Source organism: Sphingomonas folli (genome assembly GCF_019429525.1).
Classification (GTDB): Bacteria; Pseudomonadota; Alphaproteobacteria; order Sphingomonadales; family Sphingomonadaceae; genus Sphingomonas; species Sphingomonas folii.
On the sequence record NZ_JAHXZL010000003.1, the window covers coordinates 129,648 to 156,221 of the forward strand.

Below are 26,574 nucleotides of genomic sequence, written 5' to 3' on the forward strand. Positions count from 1 at the left end.
CGCGTGCCGGTGTACCCGCTATTGCCTAAGGAAGCTTTTACCCACCGGGGCCTGAGCACCGGGACCGCGCGCGATGGGGCGGGGCGACCGGGGCCGCCCCGGCTCCCTTATTCCGCCGCCTGCGCCTCGGCGACCGGTGGCTTCCACACCAGCACCGGCTTGCGCGCGGCGAGCGTCTCGTCGAGCCGCGCGCGCGGGGCGAAATGCGGCGCGGTCTTGAGCGCCGCGTCGCCCGCCTTGGCGCGCTCCGCCACCGAGCGCAGCGCGCCGATGAACTGGTCGAGCGCCGCCTTGCTCTCCGTCTCGGTCGGCTCCACCAGCATGGCGCCGTGGACGACCAGGGGGAAATACATGGTCATCGGGTGATAGCCCTCGTCGATCAGCGCCTTGGCGATGTCGATCGTGGAGAAGCCGGGCGCCAGCCCGCGGTCCGAGAAGATCGCCTCGTGCATGCAGGGCCCCGAGCCGGCGAACGGCGCGTCCAGCGTGTCCTCCAGCCGGCGCAGCACGTAATTGGCGTTGAGCACCGCGTCCTCGGCGACCTGCTGGAGCCCGTCCGCGCCGTGGCTGAGGATATAGGTCAGCGCGCGCGTGAACATCCCCATCTGGCCGTGGAAGGCCGTCATCCGGCCGAACGTGTCGGGGTGATCGTCGCCGGCGGTCTCCTCCTCGATCAGCGCGATATGGCCATCCGCCATCCGCGCGGTGAACGGCAGCGGGCCGAACGGCGCGAGCGCCTCGGACAGCACCACCGGCCCCGAGCCCGGACCGCCGCCGCCGTGCGGCGTGGAGAAGGTCTTGTGCAGGTTGATGTGCATCGCGTCGACGCCGAGGTCACCCGGGCGCACCTTGCCGACGATCGCGTTGAAGTTGGCGCCGTCGCAGTAGACGTAGCCGCCCGCGGCGTGGACCGCGTCCGAGATCGCCTTGAGATCGCGCTCGAACAACCCGCAGGTGTTGGGGTTGGTGATCATCACCGCCGCGATGTCGGGGCCGAGCCGCGCCCGGAGCGCGGCGAGGTCGACGCGGCCGTCGACGGTGGCGGGGATATCCTCCACCGTGAAGCCGGCGAAGGCGGCGGTGGCGGGATTGGTGCCGTGCGCGCTCTCGGGCACGAGCACGACCTTGCGATGCCCCTCCCCGCGCTTCTCCAGCGCGGCCTTGATGCACAGGATGCCGCACAGCTCGCCGTGCGCGCCCGCCTTGGGGCTCATGGCGACCCCGTACATGCCGGTCAGCTTGATCAGCCACACCGCCAGCTCGTTGATCACCGCCAGCGCTCCCTGCACCGTGTCGACCGGCTGGAGCGGGTGCACGTCGGCGAAGCCGGGCAGCCGCGCGACCTTCTCGTTGAGCCGCGGATTGTGCTTCATCGTGCACGAGCCGAGCGGGAAGAGGCCGAGGTCGATCGCGTAATTCTGCCGGCTGAGGCGGGTATAATGCCGCACCGTCTCGGGCTCGGACAGACCCGGGAGTCCGATCGACGCGGTGCGCGCGAGCCCACCCAGACGATCCTCCCCGGCACGGGGAGCGGCACCGCCCGGCGCAGCCGGGTGGTGGAGGGGGGCCTCCGCGGACGCTGCGCCATGAGGCGAGCCCCCTCCACCACCGGCCTGCGGCCGGCGGTCCCCCTCCCCGCGAGCGGGGAGGATGAAGTCGACACCCGTGGTCTGGTCGTCGCCGATCTCGAAGATCAGCGGCTCCTCCAGCATCAGGGCCTTGTTGCCGGTGAAGGTCGTGCCCGCCGCGTCGCCGCGACCCGCGGGCGCGGTCGGCTTCCAGCCGCTCTGGTTGATCGTCATGCCAGCACCTCCGTCAGCGCCGTCGCCAGCGCCTCCACATCCTCGTCGGTCACCGTCTCGGTCACCGCCACCACCAGGCCGTTCTCGAGCGCCGCCTCGCCGGGGTAGAGCCGCCCGAGCGACACGCCCGCGAGCACGCCGCGCTCCGCCAGCGTGCGCACGATCGGCCGCGCCTCCTGCCCGAGGTCGAGCGTGAACTCGTTGAAGAACGCCCGGTTGATCACGCGCACGCCCGGCACCTGCGCGAGCCGGTCGGCGGCGCGACACGCCGCCGCATGGTTGATCGCGGCGAGCCCGCGAAGCCCCTTCTCGCCCAGCAGGGTCATGTGGATCGAGAAGGCCAGCGCGCACAGCCCCGAGTTGGTGCAGATGTTGCTGGTCGCCTTCTCGCGCCGGATATGCTGCTCGCGCGTGGAGAGCGTCAGAACGAAGCCGCGGCGGCCGTCCGCGTCCACCGTCTCGCCGCACAGCCGCCCGGGCATCTGGCGGACATATTTGTCCTTGCAGCCGAACAGGCCGACATAGGGCCCCCCGAACTGGAGTCCGACGCCGATCGACTGGCCCTCGCCGACGACGATGTCGGCGCCCATCTCGCCCGGCGCGCGCAGCGCGCCCAGCGCGACCGGCTCGGTCACCACCGCGATCAGCAGCGCCTTGTTGGCCTGGCACGCCTCGGCGAGCGGCGTCAGATCGGCGACGCGGCCGAGGATGTCGGGATATTGCACCACCACGCACGACGTGTCGGCGTCGATCGCGGCGATCAGCCGATCGAGGTCGGTGTCGGCGGTCAGCGCGGGTGCGCCGGTCTCGAGCAGGTCGCCGGTGTAGCGCGCCATCGTCCTGGCGACCGAGACGTAGTGCGGGTGCAGCCCGGACGAGAGGATCGCCTTGCCGCGCCGGGTGATCCGCCGCGCCATGCCGATCGCCTCCCAGCAGGCGGTCGAGCCGTCGTACATGCTGGCGTTGGCCACGTCGGTCCCGAGCAGGCGCGCGACCTGCGTCTGGAACTCGAACAGCATCTGCAGCGTGCCCTGCGCGATCTCGGGCTGATAGGGCGTGTAGGCGGTGAGGAACTCGCCGCGCTGGATCAGATGATCGACCGTGGCCGGCACATGGTGGCGATAGGCGCCGGCGCCGAGGAAGAAGGGCACCTCGCCCGCCACGGTGTTCTGGCGCGCCAGCGCGGTCATGTGGCGCTCGACCGCCAGCTCGCTGGCGTGGAGCGGCAGGTCGTGGACCGGGCCGTCGAGCCGCGCCGCCTCGGGCACGTCGACGAACAGGTCGTCGATCGAGGAGGCGCCGATCACCGCCAGCATCTCGCTGCGATCGGCCGGGGTGAGCGGTAGGTAGCGCATGATCGGGTCTCTCCCCCTCCCCTCCCGTCCGGGAGGGGAGTCACATCACAGTTTGGCGACGAAGGCGGCGTAGGCGGTCTCGTCCATCAGCGACTCGAGCTCGCTCGGGTCGCTGAGCGTCAGCTTGAAGAACCAGCCCTCGCCCTCGGGATCCGAGTTGACCAGCGACGGCTCGTCGGCGAGCGCGGGATTGCCCTCGGTCACCGTGCCCGAGACCGGCGCGTAGACGTCCGAGGCGGCCTTGACGCTCTCGACCACCGCGGCCTCGTCGCCCTTGCCCAAGCTGCGCCCTGAGTCAGGCGCCTCGACGAAGACGATGTCGCCGAGCTGCCCCTGCGCATAGTCGCTGATGCCGACGGTGCCGGTCTGGCCCTCGACCTCGATCCACTCGTGATCCTCGGTGAAATAGCGGCTCATCTCACTTCACTCCTCGGAAGTAACGGTGGGGAACGAACGGCATCGGCGCGACGGTGGCGCGGTGCGGCTTGCCGCGCTGCGACAACGTCACCGCCGTGCCGGGTGCGGCGAGCGCCGCCGGAACATAGGCCATCGCGATCGGCGCGCCGACGCTCGGCGCGAAACCGCCGCTGGTGACGCGACCGACGGCCGCGCCCGACTCGTCGACCACGCTCGCGCCCTCGCGCACCGGCTGGCGCCCCTCGACCAGGAGGCCGACGCGGCGCAGCGCGGCACCCGCCTCGCGCTCGGCGAGCACGCGCGCGGCACCCGGGAAATCCGCCGCCTCGCGCCGCCGCTTCGCGAGCGCGAAGCCGAGATCGGCCATCACCGGCGTGGTCGTGGGATCGAGGTCGTGCCCGTAGAGCGGCAGCCCCGCCTCGAGCCGCAGCGAGTCGCGCGCGCCCAGACCGATCGGCCTCACCTCGGGCTGCGCCACGAGGGCGTCCGCCAGCGCCACCGCGGCCTCGGCGGGGACCGAGATCTCGACGCCGTCCTCGCCGGTGTAGCCCGAACGGCTGATCCACAGCGGATGCCCCTGCCACTCGAACGCGCCCGCCTGCATGAACACCAGCGCGTCGACGCCAGGGACCAACCGCGCGACCGCGGCGACCGCCTCGGGACCCTGCACCGCGAGCAGCGCGTGCTCCTCCATCAGGTTGAGCGTGATCTCGTCGGGCAGGCGCTCGATCATGTGAGCGACGTCGTCGTACTTGGTCGCGCCGTTGACGACCATGTAGACGCGGTCCGCCGCCTGGGGAGTCAGCATCAGGTCGTCGAGCACGCCGCCCTGATCGTCGAGCAGCAGCGAGTAGCGCGCCTTGTCGAGCGGCGCGTCGCCGATCGCGGCGGGCATCAGCGCCTCCAGCGCGGTCGCCACGCCCGGGCCGGTGATGCTGAGCTGGCCCATGTGGCTGACGTCGAACAGCCCGGCGTGCTCGCGCGTCCAGAGATGCTCGGCCATGATGCCCTCGTACTGGACGGGCATGTGATAGCCGGCGAACTCGACCATGCGCGCGCCTTGCCGGCGGTGCCAGGCGTCGAGCGGGAGGGTGAGGATCTCGATCGGCTCGAGGTCGTCGTCGGTGTCCAGGACCGGGTCGCTCATGATCATGTCCGTACGTGCGAGGGCGTATCGCGCCGGCTGCCCGACACCGATCCGTTCCCCCTCTGTCACGGGACCTGAGAGCTTTCCCCGGTCAACACCGGGTTACCCCTTCGGTGGGTGGCGCGACCTCACGGGAGCGCGCCGCCGCTTTCCAGAGCGTCGATACAGGCCGGCGCGGTCCCTGCTGCCTGAGAGATTCCGGGGTGGTTGCTCCTTCGGCGGCGGCTCGCGGCCTCGAAGGCCAGCCGCACTCTCCCGCGCCTGCCCATGCCGGTCGCCCGGCATCGACGTCCCGCTGCTCTACGGCAAGCGCGGGCTGTGTCAATCGCGTTCGCGGCGCGACGGCGACCGCGCGGCGGGGCCGTGCTCGTGCTACGGTGTTTGCACAACAGGAGAAGGAGCAGCTCGCATGGACACCGCCACCTCGCCCGCCGTCGATCGCATCGCGCGCGTGCTCGCCGGGCAGCATCTCAGCGCCAACGGCCACGGCGAGTCCGAGTCGGCCTCGGCGCAGGTAGCGGCCACGTGGCGGGACTATCGCGACGACGCCATCGCGGTGCTGCACACGCTGCGCGCGCCCAGCCCGGCGATGGCGGCGGCGGGCGATGTCGCCGTGTGGGAGCGGATGGTGCTCGCCGCGATCGCCGAGGCGAAACCCGGTATCGTCATGTGACACCGACTTCCCGGATCCGCCACCAAGGATAACATCAGGATAGAATGCTCATCAAAGCATCGATCGCAGATCCGCCGACAATTAACTGAATAGGCGAGCCGAAATACAATAAGTCCCGGCCGCCTCTCGCCTACCCTCCATCCGCTCTACATTGGAGCGCGTCGATCCGACGTGCGTCAACGGAGGATGAAGTGGGAAGAAGAAGGCGTTCTTACGTGGTCGCGGCATTCGCAATCGTGGCGACACCGGCTTGTGCGACGGATATCAAATTCTCATTCGAGGGCACCCAGCTGACAGGCGTGTTGTATGGCCTGACCGACGGCGGCACGTCGACGCCGACAAACGTCGTCTTCACCTCGGCGCCCTACAACATCACGCTCGACAAGCAGCTTAAGTTATACAACGGCCGTCCCACCGCCAAATTTCCCGGGGTCACGCTCAGCGGCGGGGCTGTCACCGCTGCCCAGGTGAAATTGAGCATGAGTGACGAGAATCAGTCCAGGGTGACCTTGCTGATGAAATCGACGACGACGCCCGGAGAGATCATGGGCGATCTGGACTTCAGCGAGCATTATAGTGACGGCACCGACGGCGGCTGGAAGATGGTTCATGCCCCGGTTCACTTCACCGTGCTCGGCTCCTCGGGCACTCAACCGCTCCGGTCGGCTGTTCCCGAGCCGTCGAGCTGGACCCTCATGATCCTCGGCTTCGGGATCATCGGTTACACGAGCCGCTACCGCGGCCAGCGCCGTCGCGGTACGCAGCTGGCCTGAGGGAACCGGTCGTCGAGGGAGAGGAACCGACGACGGGGCGAGAGGAGCGCGCTACGACGCCGGGCAGGCGCGGGAGCCGCGCGCCGCGCCACGTCGCTCCACCGCCGCCGAGAGCCCCAGGACTGCCAGCCCGCATACCGCCAGCAGCGCGCCGACCCAGCCGGTCGAGGTCCAACCGTAACCGGCGGCGATGACGATGCCGCCGAGCCACGGCCCCAGTGCGTTGGCCGTGTTGAACGCCGAGTGGTTGAGCGCGGCCGCCAGCGCCTGCGCGTCGCCCGCCACGTCCATCAGCCGGGTCTGCAGCACGCTGCCGAGCGAACCGCCCACGCCGATCGCGAACATCACGACCAGCACCGCCCAGAGATGCGGCGCGGCGAGCGGCCAGAGCAGCAGCGCGACCAGGCTCCACACCAGCACCGCCGCGGCGGTGGGCAGCAGCGCGCGATCGGCGAAGCGCGGGACGACGATGTTGCCCAGCGTCATGCCGACGCCGAAGGTCATCAGCGCGAGCGGCACCAACCGCGGCCCGACCTGGGTCACCGCCGCCATCGTGTCGGCCAGATAGGTGTAGACCGCGAACAGGCCGCCGAAGCCGATCGCGCCGATGCCGAGCGTCAGCCACACCTGAGGGCGACGCAGCGCGCCCAGCTCGCGCAGCGGGCTCGCCGCCGGGTCGCCGCGGTCGCGCGGCGCGAAGGCGGCGACCAACCCCGCGGTCAGCCCCGCCAGCGCGGCGACGACGATGAAGCAGGAGCGCCAGCCGATCACCTGCCCCATCAGGTTGGCGAGCGGGACGCCGACGATCGTCGCCACCGTCAGGCCGAGCATCACCCGCGCCACCGCCTGGGTTCGCTTGCCCTGCTCCACCAGCGAGGCGGCGACCAGCATGGCGATGCCGAAATAGGCGCCGTGCGGCAGCCCGGCGAGGAAGCGCGCGACCATCATGGTCGAGTAGCTCGGGGCGATCGCCGACAGCGCGTTGCCGAGTGCGAACAGCGTCATCAGCGCGATCAGCAGCGTGCGCCGCGCCAGCCGCGCGCCCAGCACCGCGAGCGTCGGCGCGCCCACCACCACACCCAAAGCGTAAGCGCTGATGACGTGACCGGCGGTCGGCGCGTCGACGTGGAGGCTGCGCGCCATGTCGGGCAACAGGCTCATCGTCGCGAACTCGGTCGTGCCGATCGCGAACCCGCCGACCGCGAGCGACAGATGGATCAGGCCGACGGGCGCGCGGCGCACATCGGTGATGGCGGTCGCCATGTAGAGTCCCCGGTTGATGATGCTGTGTCCGGGTCAGCTGGCGATTGTGCAGTGCAGCGTCAAGAGCGATGAGCGATCGCCGGGTCGACGCGGCCGCGGCGGCGCTTCTCGCCAAACGTCACCCCTCTCTTTCCTTCGGCGTGAGCTTCAGCAGCCGCCCCTCACCTTTGTCGCCGCCGTCCTCAAGCACCCAGATCGCGCCGTCCGGCCCCTGCTCCACCTCGCGGATCCGCGCGCCCATGCGCCACTGGTCGCCCTTGCGCGCGGCGGTGCCGTCCACGTCGACGCGCACCAGCGACTGGGACGAGAGCCCGCCGATGAAGGCGTCGCCGCGCCACTGCGGGAACAGCGCGCCCGAGTAGATCATCAGCCCGCCCGGCGAGATCACCGGGTTCCACCAGACCTTGGGCGCCTCATAGCCGTCGCCGGCGCGATGGTCGGGGATGTCGCGCCCGTCATAGTGCGAGCCGTTCGAGGCATGAGGCCAACCGTAATTGCGCCCCGGCAGCACCAGATTGACCTCGTCGCCGCCCTTGGGGCCCATCTCCTGCTGCCACAGGTTGCCGGCGCGATCGAACGCGAGGCCGAGCAGGTTGCGATGGCCGTAGCTCCACACCTCCGGCAGGAAGCCCTGCGCCGCGAGCGGGTTGCCCGGCGCGGGCGCGCCATCCGGTGTGAGCCGCAGCACCTTGCCGAGCGAGGCGCGCTTGTCCTGCGCGGGTGTGAACTTCTGTCGGTCGCCCGCGGTGAAGAACAGATAGCGGCCGTCGGGCGAGAAGGCGATCCGACCCGAGAAATGCCCGTCGCCCTCGACCAGCGGCGTGGCGCGGTAGAGCGTCTCGATGCGGGTCAGCTGCTCCGCGCCCGCGGCGCCCGACAGCGTGCCGCGCGCGAGCACCACGCCCTTGCCGCCCGCGCCCACGGCGGAATAGCTGAGGTAGACGCGGCGGCTGCGCGCGAAGTCGGGCGCGAGCACCACGTCCATGAGGCCGCCCTGCCCCGCGGAACTGACCGGCAGCGTCGCGATCGTCCGGCGCGCCGCGCCGTCGGCGGCGACCAGCAGGAGCTGCCCCGCTTTCTCGGTCACCAGCATCCGCCCGTCGGGCAGGAAGGTCATCGCCCAGGGCGAGTCGAAGTCGGCCACCGGCGTGACCGTGAAGGGCGGCGTGTCCTGCGCCGCGGCGGACGCGGCGCTCGCCGGCAGCGCGAGGGCGAGGGCCAGGACGGTGAGGGCGGGGGCGGGGGCGGGGCAACTTCTGGTCATCTGAGATCTCCCGGTTCACCGGCGAGAGCGGCGCCCGCGGCGAGAAGCGGACGTAGCCGAGTGCACGGCGCCACTTAAGCGGCCGGTGCGCCTGGCCACGCTTCGTTACAGGAGGGCGGGATTTTACCGGCGTGTCACCCTCGTGCTTGCGACACGGCGGAGACGCCGCTATATCCGTCGTGCTTTCTCTTACATCGTGAGGTGCAAGGGGCTGCGGGGCTCGCTCCGCGGCGGCGAACAACGCATGTCCGGCAGGTGCACTTGAGCGACAACGACGCCCTCTACCGACTGATCGAGCCCGAGGCGCAGACGCTGGGCTTCGCGCTGGTGCGCGTGCGGCTGTTCGGCAGGGACGACGAGCGCACGCTCCAGGTGATGGCCGAGCGCCCCGACACGCGCCAGCTGACGATCGACGACTGCGCCGAGTTGTCGCGGCGACTATCAGACAAGCTCGACGAGCTTGAGGCGGAGGAGCGCGATCCGATCGAGGGCGCGTATCGGCTGGAGGTGTCATCCCCCGGCATCGACCGGCCGCTGACCCGTCGCCAGGACTTCGCCGACTGGTCGGGCCATGAGGCACGGATCGTGCTCACCGAGGCGGTCGACGGGCAGAAGCAGTTCAAGGGCGAGCTGGAAGGCATCGACGTCGACGGCTCGATCGCGATCCGCCACCCGCGCACCGGCGAGGTGGCGCAGGTGCCCTTCGCGCTGATCGCCGACGCCAAGCTGGTGCTCACCGACCGGCTGATCGCCGCGACCGTGCCGCTCTCGATGGAGGGCGCCGACGAAGAGATAGAGGACATGTCCGCGGACGCGGACACCGTGGAAGAAGAGGAATCGAACTGATGGCCACCGGGGTCACCGCCAACCGTGCCGAGCTGATCGCGATCGCCAACTCGGTCGCGTCGGAGAAGATGATCGACAAGGCGATCGTCATCGAGGCGATGGAGGACGCGATCCAACGCGCCGCGCGGACGCGCTACGGCCAGGAGATGGACATCCGCGCCAAGCTCGATCCCAACAACGGCGACCTGCGACTGTGGCGCGTCGTCGAGGTGGTCGAGCTGGTCGACGACATCTACAAGCAGGTCGACGTCGCCGGCGCGCAGAAGCTGCAGCCGGGCGCGAGCGTCGGCGACTATCTGGTCGACCCGCTGCCGCCGATCGAGTTCGGCCGCATCCAGGCGCAGGCCGCCAAGCAGACGATCTTCCAGAAGGTGCGCGACGCTGAGCGCGAGCGCCAATACGAGGAGTTCAAGGACCGCGCCGGCGAGATCATCACCGGCGTCGTCAAGCGGGTCGAGTTCGGCCATATCGTCGTCGACCTCGGCCGCGCCGAGGGCGTGATCCGCCGCGACGCGCAGATCCCGCGCGAGGTGGTGCGCGTCAACGACCGCATCCGCTCGCTGATCCTGAAGGTGGTGCGCGAGAACCGCGGTCCGCAGATCTTCCTCAGCCGCGCGCACCCGGACTTCATGAAGAAGCTGTTCGCGCAGGAAGTGCCCGAGATCTACGACGGCATCATCGAGATCAAGGCCGCCGCGCGCGATCCGGGCAGCCGCGCCAAGATCGGCGTGATCTCGCACGATTCGAGCATCGACCCGGTCGGCGCGTGCGTCGGCATGAAGGGCAGCCGCGTGCAGGCGGTGGTGCAGGAGATGCAGGGCGAGAAGATCGACATCATCCCCTGGTCGCCGGATACCGCCACGTTCGTCGTCAACGCGCTCCAGCCGGCCAACGTCGCGCGCGTGGTGATCGACGAGGAGGAGGACCGCATCGAGGTGGTCGTGCCCGACGATCAGCTGAGCCTCGCGATCGGCCGCCGCGGCCAGAACGTTCGGCTCGCCTCGCAGCTCACCGCCAAGGCGATCGACATCCTCACCGAGACCGACGCCAGCGAGAAGCGCCAGCAGGAGTTCGTGAAGAATTCCGAGCTGTTCCAGAACGAGCTCGACGTCGACGAGACGCTGGCGCAGCTGCTGGTGGCCGAGGGCTTCGGCGCGCTGGAAGAGGTCGCCTATGTCGAGCTCGACGAGCTCGCCGGGATCGAGGGCTTCGACGAGGATCTCGCGCAGGAGTTGCAAAGCCGCGCGCAGGAGGCGCTCGACCGTCGCGAGCAGGCCGCGCGCGAGGAGCGCCAGGCGCTGGGCGTCGAGGACGCGCTGGCCGAGCTGCCGTATCTCACCGAGGCGATGCTGGTCACGCTCGGCAAGGCCGGCATCAAGACGCTCGACGACCTGGCGGACCTCGCCACCGACGAGCTGGTCGAGAAGAAGCGCGCCGAGCCGCGCCGGCGCAACGACGAGGCGCCGCGCCGCGACTCGCGCAACGACGGCCGCGGCAACGGCGGCGTGCTGGGCGAATATGGGCTGAGCGACGAGCAGGGCAATGAGATCATCATGGCCGCGCGCGCGCATTGGTTCGAGGACGAGGGCGGCGCGGCGGATGGGTCGGCCGACGCCGACGCCGCCGGCGACGAGCATGCCGAGCAGGAGACGGAGGCCTGATGCCGTTCGTCTCGATCCGATTGGCGGGAAGCGCGACGCGCGAGCAGAAGGCGGGGATCGTGGCCGATGTCACGTCCTCGCTGGTGACGCGGCTGGGCAAGAACCCGGCCGCGGTGCAGGTCGTGATCGAGGAAGTGTCGACCGAGAATTACGGCGCGGGCGGGCAGCTGCTCGCCGACCGCGACGCGGGCGCGGCACCTGCCGCGTCTTCCAACCAGGGAGACGCGCATGCGGCACCCGGGCAATGAGACTCTAGGCGGTCTCGCGCAGTCGCTGGCTCACCCGTCATCCCGGCCTTGTGCCGGGATCTACCGTGCCGCGCGCCCGCCGGCGGAGGCGCACGCGGACAAGTGGGCCCCGGAACAAGTCCGGGGTGACGGCGCGAGTTGGGCTGACCGACTCTCACCCACGCAGCGGCGGCAAACCCAGACCGGCTGCCAAATCATCCCAATGCGGATTGTCGCGCTCGATGAGGTTGAACTTCCACTGACGTGGCCATCGTTTGATGCGCTTCTCGGCGGCGATCGCGTCGACCATCATCTCGGCCGTCTCATACCAGACGAGCCGCGTCACTTCGTGTCGCTTGGTGAAGCTGTCAGCGTTTCCGCAACGATGCTGCGCGACCCGCGCCGCCAACGCCGCCGTCACGCCGACGTACAGAGTGCCATGACGCGCGCTCGCCAGCAGGTACACGCAGGGCACGCGTTCGCGCATCGATGGGCCTCCCTCTTCATTATGGAGGAGGCGCTCGCATGAGCGAACCCGTCCGCTCCTGCGTGCTCACGCGCGAGCGCGCCGACCCGGCGCGGCTGATCCGCCTCGCGCTCGCGCCGGACGGGCGCGTGCTGCCCGACGTGCGCGCCAAGGCACCCGGCCGCGGCGCCTGGATCGGCGTGGCGCGTCCCGCACTCGAGCAGGCGATCGCCAAGGGCAAGCTGCGCGGCGCGCTCGCGCGCGCGTTCAAGACCGGCGACCTCACCCTGCCCGACGACCTGCCGGACCTGATCGCCGCCGCGCTGGAGCGCAACGCGCTCGACCGACTCGGGCTCGAGGCGCGCGCCGGCACGATCGCCACGGGCGCGGAGCGGATCGAGACCGCGGCACGTTCGGGCAAACTCCACGCTCTGTACCACGCCGCCGACGCGAGCGAGGACGGCCGCCGCAAGCTGGCCCAGGCGTGGCGCGTCGGCAGCGAACGCGAAGGAAGTGACCTCAAGGGCTTGGCGTTGCCGGTCGCGCGCCCCATATTGTCGTTGGCGCTGGGCCGCGAGAATGTGGTACATATAGGCGTCATTGACCGCACCGCGGCCGGACGATTGGGCGAGGCGCTCGATCGCTGGCTGCACTTTATCGGCCCTGAACTGACCCCCGCACCTTGCGCTACGGCCGCGCAAGGCGCATCGGCGCCCGGCACTGCCGGGCCCGTTTCGGCCGTGAGATTGCACGAGGAATTTGAGTGAGCGAGACCGACAACGACAAGCCGAAACTCGGGATGCGCGCGCCGCTGGGGCTGAAGCGCACGGTCGAGACCGGCAAGGTGAAGCAGAGCTTCAGTCACGGCCGTAGCAACACGGTGGTGGTCGAGGTGAAGCGTCGCCGCGTGCTCGGTCCGCAGGGCACGCCCGAGCCGACCTCGGCGCCGGCCCCCGAGCCGGTCGCGGCCACGCCGCCCCCCGCCCCGGCGCGCCCCGCGCCGCGCCCGCCGGTCTCCAACGAGACCGCGCAGGAGCGTCAGGCGCGCCTGCTGCGCGAGGCCGAGGACCAGCGCATGCACGCGCTGGAGGAGGCCCGTCGCCGCGAGGAGGCCGAGCGCCAGCGCGCCGTCGAGGACGAGCGACGCCGCGTCGAGGAGCGCGCGCGCGTCGAGGCGGAAGCGCGCGCCCTCGCGGCCGAGCCGACGCCCGAGCCGGCGCCTACGCCCGCGGCAGCGCCCGCGGCGGCGGAGCCGTCGCCGGCGCCTGAGCCCACCCCGGCGGCGCCGAGCACCGAGGCGCCGACGCCGGTGCCCGTCTCACGCGCGACGCCCGAGCCTGCGCCCGCGGCGCCGTCGACGCTCGAGCTGGCGCGCGACCCGGCGATGCCGGCGCCGCGGCGCTTCTCGCCGGTCGCCCGGCCCGAGATCCCCAAGCCGCAGCCCAAGCCCGAGCCGAAGCCGGTCGCCGCCCAGGCGCCCGCGGCGGGGGCACCCGCCCCTGCCGGTGGTGCGGCGAGCGGCCCCGCGCGCGCCCTGCCCAGCGGCCAGTCGACGCCGCGCAACGCCGCTCCGGCGCGTCCGCAGCAGCGCGACCGCAAGGGCGACGAGCGCCGCGGCGGCAAGCTGACCGTCACCCGCGCGCTCAACGAGGACGGCGCGCGCGCGCGCAGCCTCGCCGCGCTGAAGCGCGCGCGCGAGAAGGAGAAGCGCGGCTTCTCCGGTCCGCGCGAGCCGCAGGCCAAGCAGGTCCGCGACGTGCAGGTGCCCGAGGCGATCACCGTGCAGGAGCTCGCCAACCGCATGGCCGAGCGCGGCGCCGACCTGGTCAAGACGCTGTTCAAGATGGGCATGCCCGTCACCATGACGCAGACGATCGACCAGGACACCGCCGAGCTGCTGGTGACCGAGTTCGGTCACAACATCGTTCGCGTGTCCGATTCGGACGTCGATCTCGCGCTCGACACCACCGAGGATTCGTCGGACCAGCTCCAGCCGCGTCCCCCGGTCGTCACGATCATGGGCCATGTCGACCACGGCAAGACCAGCCTGCTCGACGCGCTGCGCGGCACCGACGTCGCCAAGGGCGAGGCCGGCGGCATCACGCAGCATATCGGCGCCTATCAGGTGACGTTGAAGGACAAGTCGAAGGTCACCTTCCTCGACACGCCGGGCCACGAGGCATTCACCGCGATGCGCGCGCGCGGCGCCGACGTGACCGACATCGTGGTGCTGGTGGTCGCCGCCGACGACGGGCTGATGCCGCAGACGATCGAGGCGATCAACCACACCAAGGCGGCGGGCAAGCCGATGATCGTGGCGATCAACAAGATCGACAAGCACGACGCCAACCCGCAGCGGGTGCGCGAGCGCCTGCTCGAGCACGACGTCCAGGTCGAGATGATGGGCGGCGAGACGCAGGACGTCGAGGTCTCGGCGCTCAAGCGCACGGGGCTGGACGAGCTGATCGAGAAGATCCAGCTCCAGGCCGAGCTGCTCGACCTCACCGCCAACCCCGATCGCGCCGCCGAGGGCAGCGTGATCGAGGCCAAGCTCGACAAGGGCCGCGGCCCGGTCGCGACCGTGCTCGTCACGCGCGGCACGCTCAAGGTCGGCGACGTCTTCGTCGTCGGTGCCGAGAGCGGCAAGGTGCGCGCGCTGGTCGACGACAAGGGGCGCCAGCTCAAGGAAGCGGGTCCGTCAACCCCGGTCGAGGTGCTCGGCCTGTCCGGCACGCCGTCGGCGGGTGACCAGCTCCAGGTCGTCGAGAACGAGGCGCGCGCGCGCGAGGTGGCGGAATATCGCCAGGGCGTCCTGCTCCAGAAGCGCACCACCGCGGCACCGACCAGCCTCGAGAACATGTTCTCCGCACTGCGCGCCAATGCCGCGATCGAGTATCCGCTCGTGGTGAAGGCCGACACGCAGGGCACGGTCGAGGCGATCGTCGCGTCGATCAACAAGATCTCGACCGATCTCATCAAGGCGCGGGTGCTGCACTCGGGCGTGGGCGGGATCACCGAGAGCGACGTGACGCTCGCGGGGGCGTCGGGGGCGCCGATCATCGGCTTCCACGTCCGCGCCAACGCCAAGGCGCGCGAGATCGCCGAGCGGCAGAAGGTGGCGCTGAAATATTATGACGTCATCTACGACCTGATCGACGAGATCCGCGCCGGCATGGCGGGCGAGCTCGGTCCGGAGGCGTTCGAGACGGTGGTCGGCCGCGCCGAGATCCGCGAGGTCTTCTCCGCGGGCAAGCACGGCAAGGCGGCGGGTCTGCTCGTCACCGAGGGCGTCATCCGCAAGGCGCTCAAGGCACGCATCACGCGCAACGACGTCATCATCTACCAGGGTGAGATCGCGTCGCTGCGCCGCTTCAAGGACGACGTCGCCGAGGTGCGCGCCGGCCTGGAGTGCGGCGTGACGTTCACGCAGAACTTCGTGGACATCAAGGCGGGCGACTATCTCGAGACGTACGAGGTCGAGCTGCGCGAGCGCACGCTGTAACGAGCGACAGAGGGCCCTCTTCCCGGCGGGGAGAGGGTCAGGGACGAGATGAACCAGCCCCAGGAAAAATCGGTCCGCACGCTGCGCGTCGGCGAGCAGGTGCGCCACGTGCTGTCGGAGATCCTCCAGCGCGGCGACGTGCACGACGACACGCTCACGTCGCACATGGTGAGCATCACCGAGGTGCGCATGTCGCCCGATCTGCGCCATGCCACCGTGTTCGTGAAGCCGCTGCTCGGGCGCGACGAGGACGCGGTGCTCAAGGCGTTGCGTACCAACACCGCCTATCTCCAGCGCGAGGTGGCGCACCGCGTGCGGACCAAATATGCCGCCAAGCTCAAGTTTCTGGCGGACGAGAGCTTCGACGAGGGCAGCCACATCGACTCGCTGCTGCGCCGCCCTGAGGTGGCGCGCGACCTGCCCGCCGAGGGCGAGGACGATTGACGCTCGCGCGGGTAAGACGCATCTTACCGGCATGAACGCGACCACGCGACTCTCCGACAAGGGCCAGGTCGTCGTCCCCAAGGCGATCCGCGACCTGAAGGGCTGGGCGCCGGGGCTCGACCTCGAGGTGGTCGACGCCGGTGACGGGGTGCTGCTGCGGCCGCGACGTCGGATCAAGACGGTGACGCCGTCCGAGGCGGTGGCGCGCTTCAAGGAAATCTACCAGCACCAGGGTCCGCCCGTCACGCTCGAGGAGATGGACGAGGCGATCGCCGAGGAAGCCGCCCGCCGCGCCGAGCGACGGTGACCACTGCGGTCGACACGAACGTGGTCCTGCGATGGATCACGCGCGACGATCCGGTGCAGTCCCCGCTCGCCGATCCCATCTTCGACAAGCCTGTCGTGATCACGACGACGGTATTGCTTGAGACCGAGTGGGTCTTACGCGGGCGACGATACGCGATGCGGCGCGACACCATCGCGACCCTGCTCGAGCAGATCGCCGACACGACGACGGTGACGATCGAGCACGAGGAAGGGGTGCGTTGGGCGATCGGGCGATATCGCCTGGGCGCCGACCTCGCCGACATGATCCACCTCGTCGTGCCGATGGACGCCACACGTTTCGTCACCTTTGACCGCCGCCTCGCGCAGCACGCCGGCAGCGACGCGCCGCTCGCGATCGAGACGCTCGCCTGATGGCCAAGCTGTATTTCTACTACGCCAGCATGAACGCGGGGAAGTCGACCAACCTGCTCCAGGCCGACTTCAACTATCGCGAGCGCGGCATGCGCACGATGCTGTTCACGGCCGCGGTGGACGATCGCTTCGCCGCGGGGACGATCACCTCGAGGATCGGCCTCTCGGCGACCGCGACGATGTTCGACGCGGCGACCGACCTCGCCGCGCTGGTCGCCTCCGAGCACGCGCGCGCGCCGGTGGCGTGCGTGCTGGTGGACGAGGCGCAGTTCCTCACCGCCGCACAGGTCGACCAGCTCGCCTGGCTCGCCGACACCGCCGACGTGCCCGTGCTCGCCTACGGCCTGCGCACCGACTTCCTGGGCGAGCTCTTCGCCGGCTCGGCGCGGCTGCTCGCGCTCGCCGACTCGCTGGAGGAGATCAAGTCGGTGTGCGCGTGCGGGCGCAAGGCGACGATGAACCTGCGCGTCGACGCCGAGGGCCGCCCGGTCGCGGCGGGCCGCCAGACCGAGATCGGCGGCAACGATCGCTATGTCGCGCTGTGCCGCCGCCATTTCAGCGCGGCGCTGGCGGAGGGGTGAGCGCCCTCCCTACCGCGCAGTGAGAACCGCCAACGCCGCGCCCGTGCTCCGGCGAACGCCGGAGCCCAGGGTCGCGCGAATGACGTTCGTGGCCCTGGGCTCCTGCGTTCGCAGAGGCATGCTGGCGGTGACAACATGCTGAGCCGGATCTTAGATTGAGACCTCCACATGCGGCTCGTCGTCGCCGAGCGGCTCGAAGCGGACGTACAGCGTGTCGTACGTCGTGGGTGAGATGGAGAGACCGTCGGTCTCGCATCGAGCCCGCCGTGCCAACCGCGCTCGTGCGACCTCGTCGGGACAGGAGAGGCGATACAGGATCGCCTTGCCCCCGCATTCGGCGACGCGCGCCGCGGCAGCGGCACGCTCGGCCCTCGACCAGAAGCCATAGTCGAGCACCACGCTCGTCCCGACGATCAGGCAGCGCGTCCAGGTCTCCTCCATGGTCGCTGTCACGCGCGCGGCCAGTTCCGGGAAGAGTGCCGCGGGTGGATCCTGACCGTAGAGACGCACCATCCACTCGTCGTGCGTGAAGCGCACCGCTCGCTCGCGTTGGGCGAGCTCCCGCGCGAACGTCGTCTTGCCGACGCCGAGAAAGCCGTGAAGCAGATGAGCGGTGGGCGTGGTCGGCACCGCTGCGACACAACACAGGCGGCACGCCCCGGCAAGCACGGGATCGCTCCCCCCACCTAGCCGAACCGTCTGCCCTCGCCTATCTCGCGCACCATGGACCCCACCGGCATCATCTGGCGGGCGGCAGTGTGGATCATCCCGCTGGTGCTCGCGATCGTCTTCCACGAGGTGAGCCACGGCCTCGCCGCGCGCGCGCTCGGCGACCCCACTGCCGCCGAGCAGCGCCGGCTGTCGCTCAACCCGCTCCGCCACGTCGACCCGGTCGGCACCGTGATCCTGCCGCTGCTGCTCGCGCTCGCCAAGGCGCCGGTGTTCGGCTGGGCCAAGCCGGTGCCGGTCGACTCGCGCCGCCTGCCGCACCCGCGCCGTGACATGATGCTGGTCGCGCTCGCCGGGCCGGGGTCGAACCTGGTGCTGGCGCTGGTCGGCGCGGTGCTGCTCGGCGCGCTGACCCCCAGCCTCTACGGCATCGCGCCCGGCAGCCTCACCGCCTTCGTCGCGGCCAACCTGCTCAACTTCGTCATCATCAACGTTTTCCTCGCGATCTTCAACCTGATCCCGCTGCCGCCGTTCGACGGCGGGCACGTCGTCGCCGGGCTGCTGCCGGAGCGGCTGGCGCAGCGCTGGGATCAGCTGGCGCGCTACGGGCTGCTGCTGTTCATCCTGCTACTGCTGGTGTTGCCGTCGATCGTGCCCGGCGCCAATGTCGTCCAGCGGCTGGTGGCACCGCCGGCGCAGGCGCTGACCGAATGGTACCTCGGCCTCGCCCAGTTGATCGCGGGCTGAGCGCGTGCACGGCTGGCTGATCCTCGACAAGCCGCTCGGACTCGGCTCGACCCAGGGGGTCGCCGCGGTGAAGCGCGCGCTGCGCACCGCCGGCGCGCCGAAGCTGAAGGTCGGGCACGGCGGGACGCTCGACCCGCTCGCCACCGGCGTGCTGCCGATCGCGATCGGCGAGGCGACCAAGCTCGCCGGGCGGATGCTCGACGGCGACAAGGTGTACGACTTCACGATCCGCTTCGGCGAGCAGACCGACACGCTCGACGCCGAGGGCGCGGTAGTCGCGACGAGCGACGTGCGCCCGACGCTGCCGGCGGTGGCGGCGGTGCTGGCGCGCTTCACCGGTCCGATCGCGCAGGTGCCGCCGGCCTATTCGGCGCTCAAGGTGGACGGCGCGCGCGCCTATGACCTGGCGCGCGCGGGCGAGGAGGTGGTGCTCGCCACACGCGACGTGACGGTGCATGGGCTCGACGTCCTTAAATCCTCCTCGGCACCGGGAGGGAGACCATCGCGCAGCGATGGTGGAGGGAGGCCCGCCACGAGCGGCCCGCGCGCGGAGAGCCCCCTCCACCGGCCTGCGGCCGGTCCCCCTCCCCGTCCCGGGGAGGAGCTAGCCCACGTCACCCTCACCGCGCACGTCTCCAAGGGCACCTACATCCGCAGCCTGGCGCGCGACATCGCGCTGGCGCTCGGCACGGTCGGCCACGTCACCTATCTGCGCCGCACGCGCGCCGGCCCGTTCACGCTCGCCGAGGCGATATCGCTGGACAAACTCGACGAACTCGCTAAGGCGCGCGGTCTTGAACACTCCCTTCTGCCGCTGGGCGCGGGGCTGGACGACATCCCGGCTCTATCGCTCACTCCCGACCAGGCAGGGGCGCTCCGTCAGGGGCGAGTGCTGGCCGGGATCGCCGCCGACGACGGCCAGGCTTTCGCGCTGCTGGGTGAGACACCCGTCGCGCTGGTCGAGATGGAGAGCGGGCTCGCCCGCGTCGTCCGCGGCTTCAACCTGTAACACATAGATGTCGCTAGGAAATGTAATGACGATCACCGCTGAGCGCCGCCAGGAAGTCATCAAGGATCACGCCCGCGCCGATGGCGACACCGGGTCGGTCGAGGTCCAGGTCGCGATCCTGACCGAGCGGATCAAGAATCTGACCGAGCATTTCAAGGGCCATGCGAAGGACAACCACTCCCGCCGCGGCCTGCTGATGATGGTCAACAAGCGGCGCTCGCTGCTCGACTATCTCCGCAAGCGCGACGGCGACCGCTACGTCGCCCTGATCGCGAAGCTCGGTCTTCGTAAGTGAGATAAAGGCGCCGCGAGGCGCCTTTATTTCATCCCGGACGCCGATCCGGGATCCAGCAAGAAGGGGCGCGGGAGCGCCCGGCCGGTCCGCTGGAGCCGGCGTGGGAGGACGGACAATAAGGTCCGCCCTTCCCTGGGCCGCTACTGGCCCACTCGCAGGCCCCCCGGTGATCCGCATCGGGGAGTGAAGGAAACCATATGTTCGATACCAAGAAAGTGGAAATCCAGTGGGGCGGCAAGACGCTGACCCTGGAGACCGGCCGCGTCGCGCGCCAGGCCGACGGCGCCGTGATCGCGACGCTGGGCGAGACGGTCGTGCTCTGCGCGGTGACCGCCGCCAAGACGGTCAAGGAGGGGCAGGACTTCTTCCCGCTCACCGTCCACTATCAGGAGAAATTCTCCGCCAGCGGCCGCATCCCCGGCGGCTTCTTCAAGCGCGAGCGCGGCGCGACCGAGCGCGAGACGCTGATCAGCCGTCTCATCGACCGCCCGATCCGCCCGCTGTTCCCCGAGGGCTTCTACAACGAAATCAACTGCATCGCGCAGGTGCTCTCGTATGACGGCGAGAATGAGCCCGACATCGTCGCGATGGTCGCGGCCTCGGCCGCGCTGACCATCTCGGGCGTGCCCTTCATGGGCCCGATCGGCTGCGCGCGCGTCGGCTACAAGGACGGCGAGTATCAGCTCAACCCGACCGACGGCGAAGTCGCCGAGGGCGAGCTCGACCTGGTCGTCGCCGCGACGCACGACGCGGTGATGATGGTCGAGTCCGAGGCCAAGGAGCTGTCGGAAGAGGTGATGCTGGGCGCGGTGATGTTCGCGCACAAGGCGTCGCAGCAGGTGATCGACGCGATCATCGACCTCGCCGAGCAGTCGGCCAAGGACCCGTGGGAGCTCGCCCCGGTCGACGACAAGTCGGCGACCATGGCCAAGCTGAAGAAGGCGATCGGCAAGGACGTCGAGGCGGCCTACAAGCTGACCGACAAGCAGGCGCGCCAGAACGCGCTGAACGCCGCGCGCACCAAGGCGCGCGAGGCCTTCGCCGACCTCAAGGAGAGCGACCCGGCGCAGTATCTCGGCACGCTCAAGCTGGTGAAGAAGCTCGAGGCCGACATCGTCCGCGGCGCGATCCTCAAGAGCGGCCGCCGCATCGACGGGCGCGACACCAAGACGGTGCGCCCGATCGCGGCGGAGGTCCACTTCCTGCCGCGCGCGCACGGCTCGGCGCTGTTCACCCGCGGCGAGACCCAGACGATCGCCACCACGACGCTGGGCACGCGCGACGCCGAGCAGATGATCGACGGGCTCAACGGCCTGTCGTACCAGCACTTCATGCTGCACTATAACTTCCCGCCCTATTCGGTCGGCGAAGTGGGCCGCTTCGGCGCGCCGGGCCGTCGCGAGATCGGTCATGGCAAGCTGGCGTGGCGCGCGCTGCACCCGGTGCTGCCGACGAAGGAGGAGTTCCCCTACACGATCCGCGTCACCAGCGACATCACCGAGAGCAACGGCTCCTCATCGATGGCGACGGTGTGCGGCGGCAGCCTGGCGCTGATGGACGCCGGCGTGCCGCTCAAGCGCCCGGTCTCGGGCATCGCGATGGGCCTCATCCTCGAGGGCAAGGACTATGCGGTTCTCAGCGACATCCTCGGCGACGAGGATCACCTCGGCGACATGGACTTCAAGGTGGCGGGCACGTCCGAGGGCATCACCAGCCTGCAGATGGACATCAAGATCGCCGGCATCACCGAGGAGATCATGAAGGTCGCGCTGGCGCAGGCCAAGGACGGCCGCGCGCACATCCTCGCCGAGATGAACAAAGCGCTGGGTGAGACCCGCACCGAGCTGTCGGCGCACGCGCCGCGGATCGAGACGATGCAGATCGACAAGTCGAAAATCCGCGACGTCATCGGCACCGGCGGCAAGGTGATCCGCGAGATCGTCGCCACCACCGGCGCCAAGGTCGACATCGACGACGAGGGCGTGATCAAGATCAGCTCGTCGGACGGCGCGCAGATCGAGGCGGCGATGAACTGGATCAAGGGCATCGTCGAGGAAGCCGAGGTCGGCAAGATCTACAACGGCAAGGTCGTCAACATCGTCGACTTCGGCGCCTTCGTGAACTTCATGGGTGGCAAGGACGGTCTCGTCCACGTCTCCGAGATGAAGAACGAGCGCGTCGAGAAGCCGGGCGACGTCGTGTCCGAGGGCCAGGAAGTGAAGGTCAAGGTCCTCGAGATCGACCCGCGCGGCAAGGTCCGCCTGTCGATGCGCGTCGTCGACCAGGAGACCGGCGCCGAGCTGGAGGACACCCGCCCGGCGCGCGAGCCGCGCGGCGAGCGCAGCGACCGCGGCCCGCGCCGCGAGGGCGGTGGGCGTGACGGCGGCCGCGGCGGTGACCGGGGCGGCGATCGCGGTGGTGACCGGGGTGGTGACCGGGGCCCGCGCCGCGAGGGCCGTGGGCCGCGCCGCGAGGGTGGCGCCAAGGAAGGCGGCGACGAGGGCGACGCCCCCGCGTTCGCCCCGGCCTTCCTGACGGGCGATCGCGACTGAGCGACCGTCGTGCTCCTGCGGACGCAGGAGCCCGGGGCCAGGGGCGTCCGCGCTCGTCGCCCTGGGCTCCGGCCTTCGCCGGAGCACGGTCCCACTTGACGAGCGACCGCTACGTCACGAACCAGAACGGCCCCGGCAGCGATGCCGGGGCCGTTATCGTGTCACCGTCGCGGCGATCACCGCCTCACGGCGCCGGCCGCTCGGGCTGGGCCTCGGCCAGGATCACCGCGAAGAGCCCCTTGTCGTCGGTCCACTCGCGCACCGGGGTCCAGCCGCCGCTACGAAGCAGGATACGCGCGTCGCGCTCGCCGTATTTGTGGCTGTTCTCGGTGTGGATCGTCTCGCCCTCGGCCATGTCGAAGGCACGCTCGTCGACCTCGAACGCCACGTCGCGCCGCGCCTCCAGGTGCATCTCGACTCGCGCGCGATCGTCGTTCCACACCGCGCAGTGGCGGAAAGCGTCGATCGGGATCGTGCCGTCGAGCTCCCGGTTGATCCGCTCGAGCAGGTTGAGGTTGAACGCCGCGGTGACGCCCTGCGCGTCGTCATAGGCGGGCAGCAGCACGTCGGCGCGCTTGATCCGGTCCATCCCGATCAGCAGCATCGCCCCCTCGCCCAGCGAGGCGCGCATCGCGCGCAGCAGATCGACCGCGGCGAGCGGGATCAGGTTGCCGATCGTCGATCCCGGGAAGAAGCCGAGCTTCGGTAGGTCGGCCACCTGCGCGGGCAGCGTCAGCGGGCGCGTGAAATCACCCTCGAACGGCAGCACCGGCAGCCCGGGGAAGGCCTGCGCCAGCGCCTGCGCCGACTCGCGGAGGAAGTCGCCCGAGATGTCGATCGGCACATAAGCGGCGGGCTCGACGCAGCGCAGCACCGTGGGCGTCTTGGTCGACGAGCCCGAGCCGAACTCGACCACCGCGCGACCCGGTCCGGCGAGCCGGCGCAGCTCGGGGCAGAGGTCGTGGAGCAGCGCCGTCTCGGTGCGCGTGGGATAATATTCGGGCAGCTCGGTGATCTGCTCGAACAGCTGCGAGCCGCGATGGTCGTAGAACCAGCGCGCCGGGATCGCGCGCGGGCGGCGCGCCAGCCCCGCGAGCACGTCGGCGCGGAACTGGGGATCGGCGAGGCTGGCCTGGCCGTCGTCGATCTCGGGCTTGAGCATGTCAGAGGTCCTTCGCGAGACGAACGCCGGTGAACTGCCAGCGCTGATGGGGGTAGAAGAAGTTGCGGTAGCTGGCGCGGACGTGGCCGCGCGGCGTGGCGCAGCTGCCGCCGCGCAGCACGAACTGCCCACTCATGAACTTGCCGTTATACTCGCCGACCGCGCCCGCGACCGGACGGAAGCCGGGATAGGGTCGGTAGGCCGAGCCGGTCCACTCCCACACGTCGCCGAAGAAGGCGGGGCCGTCCCCCGCGGGACGCGGCTCGAGCGCACCCGCGCGGTCGAGCTGGTTGCCACCCGCGGGGTCATAGGACGCGGCCGCCGCCTCCCACTCGAACTCGGTCGGCAACCGCGCGCCGGCCCAGCTGGCGTAGGCGTCGGCCTCGTAGAAACTGACATGGGTCACAGGCGCGGCGGGATCGAGCGCGCGGCGGCCGTCCAGCCCCAGGCGGGTCCACACGCCGTCGCGCTGCTCCCAGTAGAGCGGCGCGTCGACGCCCTCGCGCTGCACCCAGGCCCAGCCGTCCGCCAGCCACCAGCGCGGGTCACGGTAGCCGCCGTCCGCGACGAAGGCGGCCCATTCGTCATTGGTGACGGTGCGGTCGGCGAGCGCGTGCGGCGCGAGCAGCGCGCAATGGCGCGGTCCCTCGCAGTCGAAGGCGAAGCCCTCGCCGCCGTGACCGATCTCGACCACGCCCTCGCCGCGCTCGATCCAGCCGATCGGCGCGGGCATCGCCACGGGCACCTTGCGCGCCGCCGGCCATATCGCGGGCTCGAGCGGGTTCTCGCCGAAGAGGTGGAGCATGTCGGTGACCAGCAGTTCCTGGTGCTGCTCCTCGTGGTGGCAGCCGAGCGCGATCAGCTCGCGCGCGGTCACCGGCAGCCGCGGCAGCGCGGCGAGCAGCGCGCGATCGACCGCGGCGCGATAGCCGCGCACCTCGTCGAGCGTCGGGCGCGTGATCATGCCGCGCCGCGCGCGCGCGTGGCGTCGCCCCTCGGCCTCGTAATAGCTGTTGAACAGGAAGGGGAAGCGCTCGTCGTGGCGCTGATAGCCGGCGACATGGTCGCGCAGCACGAAGGTCTCGAAGAACCAGGTGGTGTGCGCCAGGTGCCATTTGGCCGGGCTGGCGTCGTCCATCGACTGGACCGTCGCGTCGGCGTCGGAGAGCGGCGCTACCAGCGCCTCGCTCAGCGCGCGGACGCGGCCGTAGCGCTCGGCCAGCGGCTCGCCGCCGGTCAGCAGGTCAGGCAGCGCTGCCATCGGATCGTCTCCCACCCGTCGCGCCCGACCCCACGCCCGCGCGACGTTCGCCAGGGACTATCCTAAGTTAGCGATTGGCCCCCGCGACCCACAGAACGTCGCCACCCGCGCTTTTGTTCACCGCGCGACACAGGACGAAGAGGAAATCGGACAAGCGGTTCAGATACATGACCGCAGCGGGGTTGGCGTGGGGCAGCAGCGCCACGGCGGCGCGCTCGGCGCGACGGACGATCGCCCGCGCGAGGTGCAGCGACGCCGCGGCCCCGCCGGGCAGCACGAAGCTGGTCAGCGGCGGCAGGTCGGCGTTGATCGAGTCGATCTCGCGCTCCAGCCGCTCCACCTGCGCCGGCACGATCCGCAGCACCATCTCGGACGGGGTGAAATCGTCGCCGGGCGTCGCGAGATCGGCGCCGAGGTCGAACAGATCGTTCTGGACCCGGCGCAGCGCCGCCACGAACAGGGCGTCGGGGAGCGTCTCGGCAGCCACGCCGATCGCGCTGTTGGCCTCGTCGACGTCGCCGATCGCGGCCATCCGCGCGTCGTCCTTGCGCACGCGGCTGCCGTCGACCAGCCCGGTCGTGCCCGCGTCACCGGTGCGCGTGTAGATTCGGTTGAGCTTGACCAAGGCGGCGGATCAGGTCCGACCGGCGGCGAAGAGCAACACCACCACGATCAGCACCGCCAGCGCCTGGAACAGGATGCGCTGCTGCATCATCCGGTTGCTCTTGAGCTGCGCCGCGGTCGGCCCGCCGCCCTCGCCGCGCGCGTCGGCCGACGCCTCCTGGAGGAAGGAGATGATGCCGCGCACCAGTGCGACCACGGTGGCGATCATCGCCGCCACCAGCAGGATCACGAGGAAGGTGTTCATGAGGTGAAGGTAGGGACTGCGACCGCCTTTGGGAAGTCGCCCGTGCGCAGCCGCTCGGCCAGCTCGCGCCCGTCCTCGCCGCGCTCGCGCAGCGCCGCCAGGGCGGGCGCGCCGTGGCGCTTGGCCAGCCGCTCGCCGTCGGCGCCGGCGAGCAGCGCGTGATGGTGCCAGCGCGGCACCGGCAGGTCGAGCAGCGCTTGGAGCAGGCGGTGGACGTGGGTGGCCTCGAACAGGTCGACGCCGCGCACCACGTCGGTGACGCCCTGCGCGGCGTCGTCGACCGTCACCGCGAGATGGTAGCTGGCGGGCGCGTCCTTGCGCGCGAGCACGACGTCGCCCTGCGCGAGCGGGTCGGCGGGAACGGGGCGGCCCGCGTCGCTCCACTCGAGCGCGCCGGCGCGTGCCACCGCCGCCGTCATGTCGAGCCGCCAGCAATGCGGGTGCGCGAGGTCGGGGGCCTCGATAGACCGGCAGGTGCCGGGATAGACCGGGGTCGCGCCGTGGGGCGCGGCCATCGCCCCGGCGATCTCGGCGCGCGTGCAGAAACAGGGGTATAGAAGCCCCATCGCGCGCAGCCGATCGAGCGCGGCGGCGTAAAGGTCGAGCCGCTGCGACTGGTGGACCACGTCACCGTCCCATGTCAGCCCGAGCCAGGCGAGGTCGGCGAGGATCGTGGCGACATGCTCGGGGCGGCTGCGCGTCCCGTCGATGTCCTCGATCCGCAGCAGGAAGCGCCCGCCGCGCGCGCGCGCGTGATCGTGCGCGCGGATCGCCGAGTAAGCGTGGCCGAGATGGAGCCGCCCCGTCGGCGAGGGCGCGAAGCGGGTGACCACCGGGTCCATGCGCGGTGATGTGCGCGCCGGCGCGCCGCCGCGCAAGGATGACGCTCAT

At 70.6% G+C, this 26,574-nt stretch carries 28 protein-coding genes and 2 riboswitches; of the genes, 15 read left to right on the forward strand and 13 right to left on the reverse strand.

Annotated features, from left to right (window positions below):
* Nucleotides 1-107 precede the first annotated feature (107 nt).
* The 4 genes from gcvPB to gcvT are packed head-to-tail and all read right to left on the reverse strand — an operon-like array spanning nt 108 to nt 4,721.
* Entirely contained in the window at nt 108-1,802 is a 1,695-nt protein-coding gene (gcvPB, locus tag KZ813_RS05570; RefSeq protein WP_219753978.1) for an aminomethyl-transferring glycine dehydrogenase subunit GcvPB, read from the reverse strand.
* Entirely contained in the window at nt 1,799-3,157 is a 1,359-nt protein-coding gene (gcvPA, locus tag KZ813_RS05575; protein ID WP_219753979.1) for an aminomethyl-transferring glycine dehydrogenase subunit GcvPA, read from the reverse strand. Before gcvPA ends, gcvPB begins: the two co-directional genes overlap by 4 nt.
* A gap of 45 nt (nt 3,158-3,202) precedes the next feature.
* Nucleotides 3,203-3,574 carry a glycine cleavage system protein GcvH gene (gene gcvH / locus KZ813_RS05580; protein ID WP_219753980.1) on the reverse strand — a complete coding sequence of 124 codons (372 nt, stop codon included), beginning with the start codon at nt 3,572-3,574 and terminating at the stop codon, nt 3,203-3,205.
* Nucleotide 3,575: 1 nt separating this feature from the next.
* Complete coding sequence (gcvT, locus tag KZ813_RS05585; RefSeq protein WP_219753981.1) at nt 3,576-4,721, reverse strand: glycine cleavage system aminomethyltransferase GcvT; 1,146 nt, start codon at nt 4,719-4,721, stop codon at nt 3,576-3,578.
* Between the two features lie 52 nt (nt 4,722-4,773).
* A riboswitch (glycine riboswitch) is annotated at nt 4,774-4,886 on the reverse strand.
* Nucleotides 4,887-4,989, reverse strand: a riboswitch (glycine riboswitch).
* A 141-nt stretch (nt 4,990-5,130) separates the two neighbouring features.
* Here gcvT and KZ813_RS05590 point away from each other — a divergent pair.
* Together KZ813_RS05590 and KZ813_RS20345 are read left to right on the forward strand one after the other, a co-directional pair.
* Nucleotides 5,131-5,394 carry a hypothetical protein gene (locus KZ813_RS05590; protein ID WP_219753982.1) on the forward strand — a complete coding sequence of 88 codons (264 nt, stop codon included), beginning with the start codon at nt 5,131-5,133 and terminating at the stop codon, nt 5,392-5,394.
* Between the two features lie 215 nt (nt 5,395-5,609).
* Nucleotides 5,610-6,167 (forward strand): PEPxxWA-CTERM sorting domain-containing protein, encoded by a 558-nt coding sequence (locus tag KZ813_RS20345; RefSeq protein WP_219753983.1) that lies wholly within the window; start codon nt 5,610-5,612, stop codon nt 6,165-6,167.
* A 51-nt stretch (nt 6,168-6,218) separates the two neighbouring features.
* On the opposite strand, the gene KZ813_RS05600 is transcribed toward KZ813_RS20345, so the two are convergent.
* On the reverse strand, nt 6,219-7,430 hold the full coding sequence (locus KZ813_RS05600; RefSeq protein WP_219753984.1) for an MFS transporter: 1,212 nt from the start codon (nt 7,428-7,430) through the stop codon (nt 6,219-6,221).
* Nucleotides 7,431-7,548: 118 nt separating this feature from the next.
* Nucleotides 7,549-8,694: a PQQ-dependent sugar dehydrogenase gene (locus tag KZ813_RS05605; RefSeq protein WP_219753985.1), complete on the reverse strand. Its 1,146-nt coding sequence runs from the start codon at nt 8,692-8,694 to the stop codon at nt 7,549-7,551.
* 261 nt (nt 8,695-8,955) lie between these two features.
* Here KZ813_RS05605 and rimP point away from each other — a divergent pair, with 261 nt between their 5' ends.
* Genes rimP through KZ813_RS05620 form a run of 3 tightly spaced genes read left to right on the forward strand, consistent with a single transcriptional unit; the run spans nt 8,956 to nt 11,449 of the window.
* The gene (rimP, locus tag KZ813_RS05610) at nt 8,956-9,540 is read left to right on the forward strand and encodes a ribosome maturation protein RimP (RefSeq protein ID WP_219753986.1); all 585 of its coding nucleotides are present in this window, start codon (nt 8,956-8,958) and stop codon (nt 9,538-9,540) included.
* Nucleotides 9,540-11,201 (forward strand): transcription termination factor NusA, encoded by a 1,662-nt coding sequence (gene nusA / locus KZ813_RS05615; protein WP_219753987.1) that lies wholly within the window; start codon nt 9,540-9,542, stop codon nt 11,199-11,201. The genes rimP and nusA overlap by 1 nt, the downstream gene beginning before the upstream one ends.
* On the forward strand, nt 11,201-11,449 hold the full coding sequence (locus tag KZ813_RS05620) for a tautomerase family protein (RefSeq protein WP_219753988.1): 249 nt from the start codon (nt 11,201-11,203) through the stop codon (nt 11,447-11,449). The genes nusA and KZ813_RS05620 overlap by 1 nt, the downstream gene beginning before the upstream one ends.
* Before the next feature lie 154 nt (nt 11,450-11,603).
* On the opposite strand, the gene KZ813_RS05625 is transcribed toward KZ813_RS05620, so the two are convergent.
* On the reverse strand, nt 11,604-11,915 hold the full coding sequence (locus tag KZ813_RS05625) for a GIY-YIG nuclease family protein (protein ID WP_183928178.1): 312 nt from the start codon (nt 11,913-11,915) through the stop codon (nt 11,604-11,606).
* 38 nt (nt 11,916-11,953) lie between these two features.
* On the opposite strand from KZ813_RS05625, the gene KZ813_RS05630 reads away from it, so the two are divergent.
* Genes KZ813_RS05630 through KZ813_RS05655 form a run of 6 tightly spaced genes read left to right on the forward strand, consistent with a single transcriptional unit; the run spans nt 11,954 to nt 17,120 of the window.
* Entirely contained in the window at nt 11,954-12,661 is a 708-nt protein-coding gene (locus KZ813_RS05630) for a DUF448 domain-containing protein (RefSeq protein ID WP_219753989.1), read from the forward strand.
* On the forward strand, nt 12,658-15,396 hold the full coding sequence (infB, locus tag KZ813_RS05635; RefSeq protein WP_219753990.1) for a translation initiation factor IF-2: 2,739 nt from the start codon (nt 12,658-12,660) through the stop codon (nt 15,394-15,396). The genes KZ813_RS05630 and infB overlap by 4 nt, the downstream gene beginning before the upstream one ends.
* A 48-nt stretch (nt 15,397-15,444) precedes the next feature.
* Nucleotides 15,445-15,840: a 30S ribosome-binding factor RbfA gene (gene rbfA / locus KZ813_RS05640; protein WP_219753991.1), complete on the forward strand. Its 396-nt coding sequence runs from the start codon at nt 15,445-15,447 to the stop codon at nt 15,838-15,840.
* Nucleotides 15,841-15,871: 31 nt separating this feature from the next.
* Nucleotides 15,872-16,147 carry an AbrB/MazE/SpoVT family DNA-binding domain-containing protein gene (locus KZ813_RS05645; RefSeq protein WP_219753992.1) on the forward strand — a complete coding sequence of 92 codons (276 nt, stop codon included), beginning with the start codon at nt 15,872-15,874 and terminating at the stop codon, nt 16,145-16,147.
* A complete protein-coding gene (locus KZ813_RS05650; protein WP_219753993.1) occupies nt 16,144-16,539 on the forward strand; it encodes a type II toxin-antitoxin system VapC family toxin in 396 nt (131 codons plus the stop codon). Before KZ813_RS05645 ends, KZ813_RS05650 begins: the two co-directional genes overlap by 4 nt.
* Nucleotides 16,539-17,120, forward strand: a complete 582-nt coding sequence (locus KZ813_RS05655; protein ID WP_219753994.1) for a thymidine kinase — start codon at nt 16,539-16,541, stop codon at nt 17,118-17,120. The genes KZ813_RS05650 and KZ813_RS05655 overlap by 1 nt, the downstream gene beginning before the upstream one ends.
* A 150-nt stretch (nt 17,121-17,270) precedes the next feature.
* Here KZ813_RS05655 and KZ813_RS05660 read toward each other — a convergent pair whose 3' ends face one another.
* Nucleotides 17,271-17,750 (reverse strand): P-loop nucleotide/nucleoside kinase family protein, encoded by a 480-nt coding sequence (locus KZ813_RS05660; RefSeq protein ID WP_219753995.1) that lies wholly within the window; start codon nt 17,748-17,750, stop codon nt 17,271-17,273.
* Between the two features lie 93 nt (nt 17,751-17,843).
* Between KZ813_RS05660 and KZ813_RS05665 the strand changes: the two genes are divergently transcribed.
* The 4 genes from KZ813_RS05665 (at nt 17,844) to pnp (ending at nt 22,392) form a co-directional block, all read left to right on the forward strand.
* Nucleotides 17,844-18,536 (forward strand): site-2 protease family protein, encoded by a 693-nt coding sequence (locus KZ813_RS05665; RefSeq protein WP_219753996.1) that lies wholly within the window; start codon nt 17,844-17,846, stop codon nt 18,534-18,536.
* 4 nt (nt 18,537-18,540) lie between these two features.
* Nucleotides 18,541-19,545 (forward strand): tRNA pseudouridine(55) synthase TruB, encoded by a 1,005-nt coding sequence (gene truB / locus KZ813_RS05670; protein WP_219753997.1) that lies wholly within the window; start codon nt 18,541-18,543, stop codon nt 19,543-19,545.
* Between the two features lie 25 nt (nt 19,546-19,570).
* A complete protein-coding gene (gene rpsO, locus KZ813_RS05675; RefSeq protein ID WP_219753998.1) occupies nt 19,571-19,840 on the forward strand; it encodes a 30S ribosomal protein S15 in 270 nt (89 codons plus the stop codon).
* Between the two features lie 197 nt (nt 19,841-20,037).
* The gene (gene pnp / locus KZ813_RS05680) at nt 20,038-22,392 is read left to right on the forward strand and encodes a polyribonucleotide nucleotidyltransferase (protein WP_219753999.1); all 2,355 of its coding nucleotides are present in this window, start codon (nt 20,038-20,040) and stop codon (nt 22,390-22,392) included.
* A 184-nt stretch (nt 22,393-22,576) separates the two neighbouring features.
* Here pnp and egtD read toward each other — a convergent pair whose 3' ends face one another.
* The 5 genes from egtD to gluQRS form a co-directional block, all read right to left on the reverse strand.
* The gene (gene egtD, locus KZ813_RS05685) at nt 22,577-23,554 is read right to left on the reverse strand and encodes an L-histidine N(alpha)-methyltransferase (RefSeq protein ID WP_219754000.1); all 978 of its coding nucleotides are present in this window, start codon (nt 23,552-23,554) and stop codon (nt 22,577-22,579) included.
* A 1-nt stretch (nt 23,555) separates the two neighbouring features.
* Entirely contained in the window at nt 23,556-24,815 is a 1,260-nt protein-coding gene (egtB, locus tag KZ813_RS05690; RefSeq protein WP_219754001.1) for an ergothioneine biosynthesis protein EgtB, read from the reverse strand.
* Between the two features lie 67 nt (nt 24,816-24,882).
* The gene (locus tag KZ813_RS05695; RefSeq protein ID WP_219754002.1) at nt 24,883-25,440 is read right to left on the reverse strand and encodes a cob(I)yrinic acid a,c-diamide adenosyltransferase; all 558 of its coding nucleotides are present in this window, start codon (nt 25,438-25,440) and stop codon (nt 24,883-24,885) included.
* A 9-nt stretch (nt 25,441-25,449) separates the two neighbouring features.
* On the reverse strand, nt 25,450-25,683 hold the full coding sequence (locus tag KZ813_RS05700; protein WP_219754003.1) for a twin transmembrane helix small protein: 234 nt from the start codon (nt 25,681-25,683) through the stop codon (nt 25,450-25,452).
* Nucleotides 25,680-26,525: a tRNA glutamyl-Q(34) synthetase GluQRS gene (gene gluQRS, locus KZ813_RS05705; RefSeq protein ID WP_219754004.1), complete on the reverse strand. Its 846-nt coding sequence runs from the start codon at nt 26,523-26,525 to the stop codon at nt 25,680-25,682. The genes KZ813_RS05700 and gluQRS overlap by 4 nt, the downstream gene beginning before the upstream one ends.
* Nucleotides 26,526-26,574 lie beyond the last annotated feature (49 nt).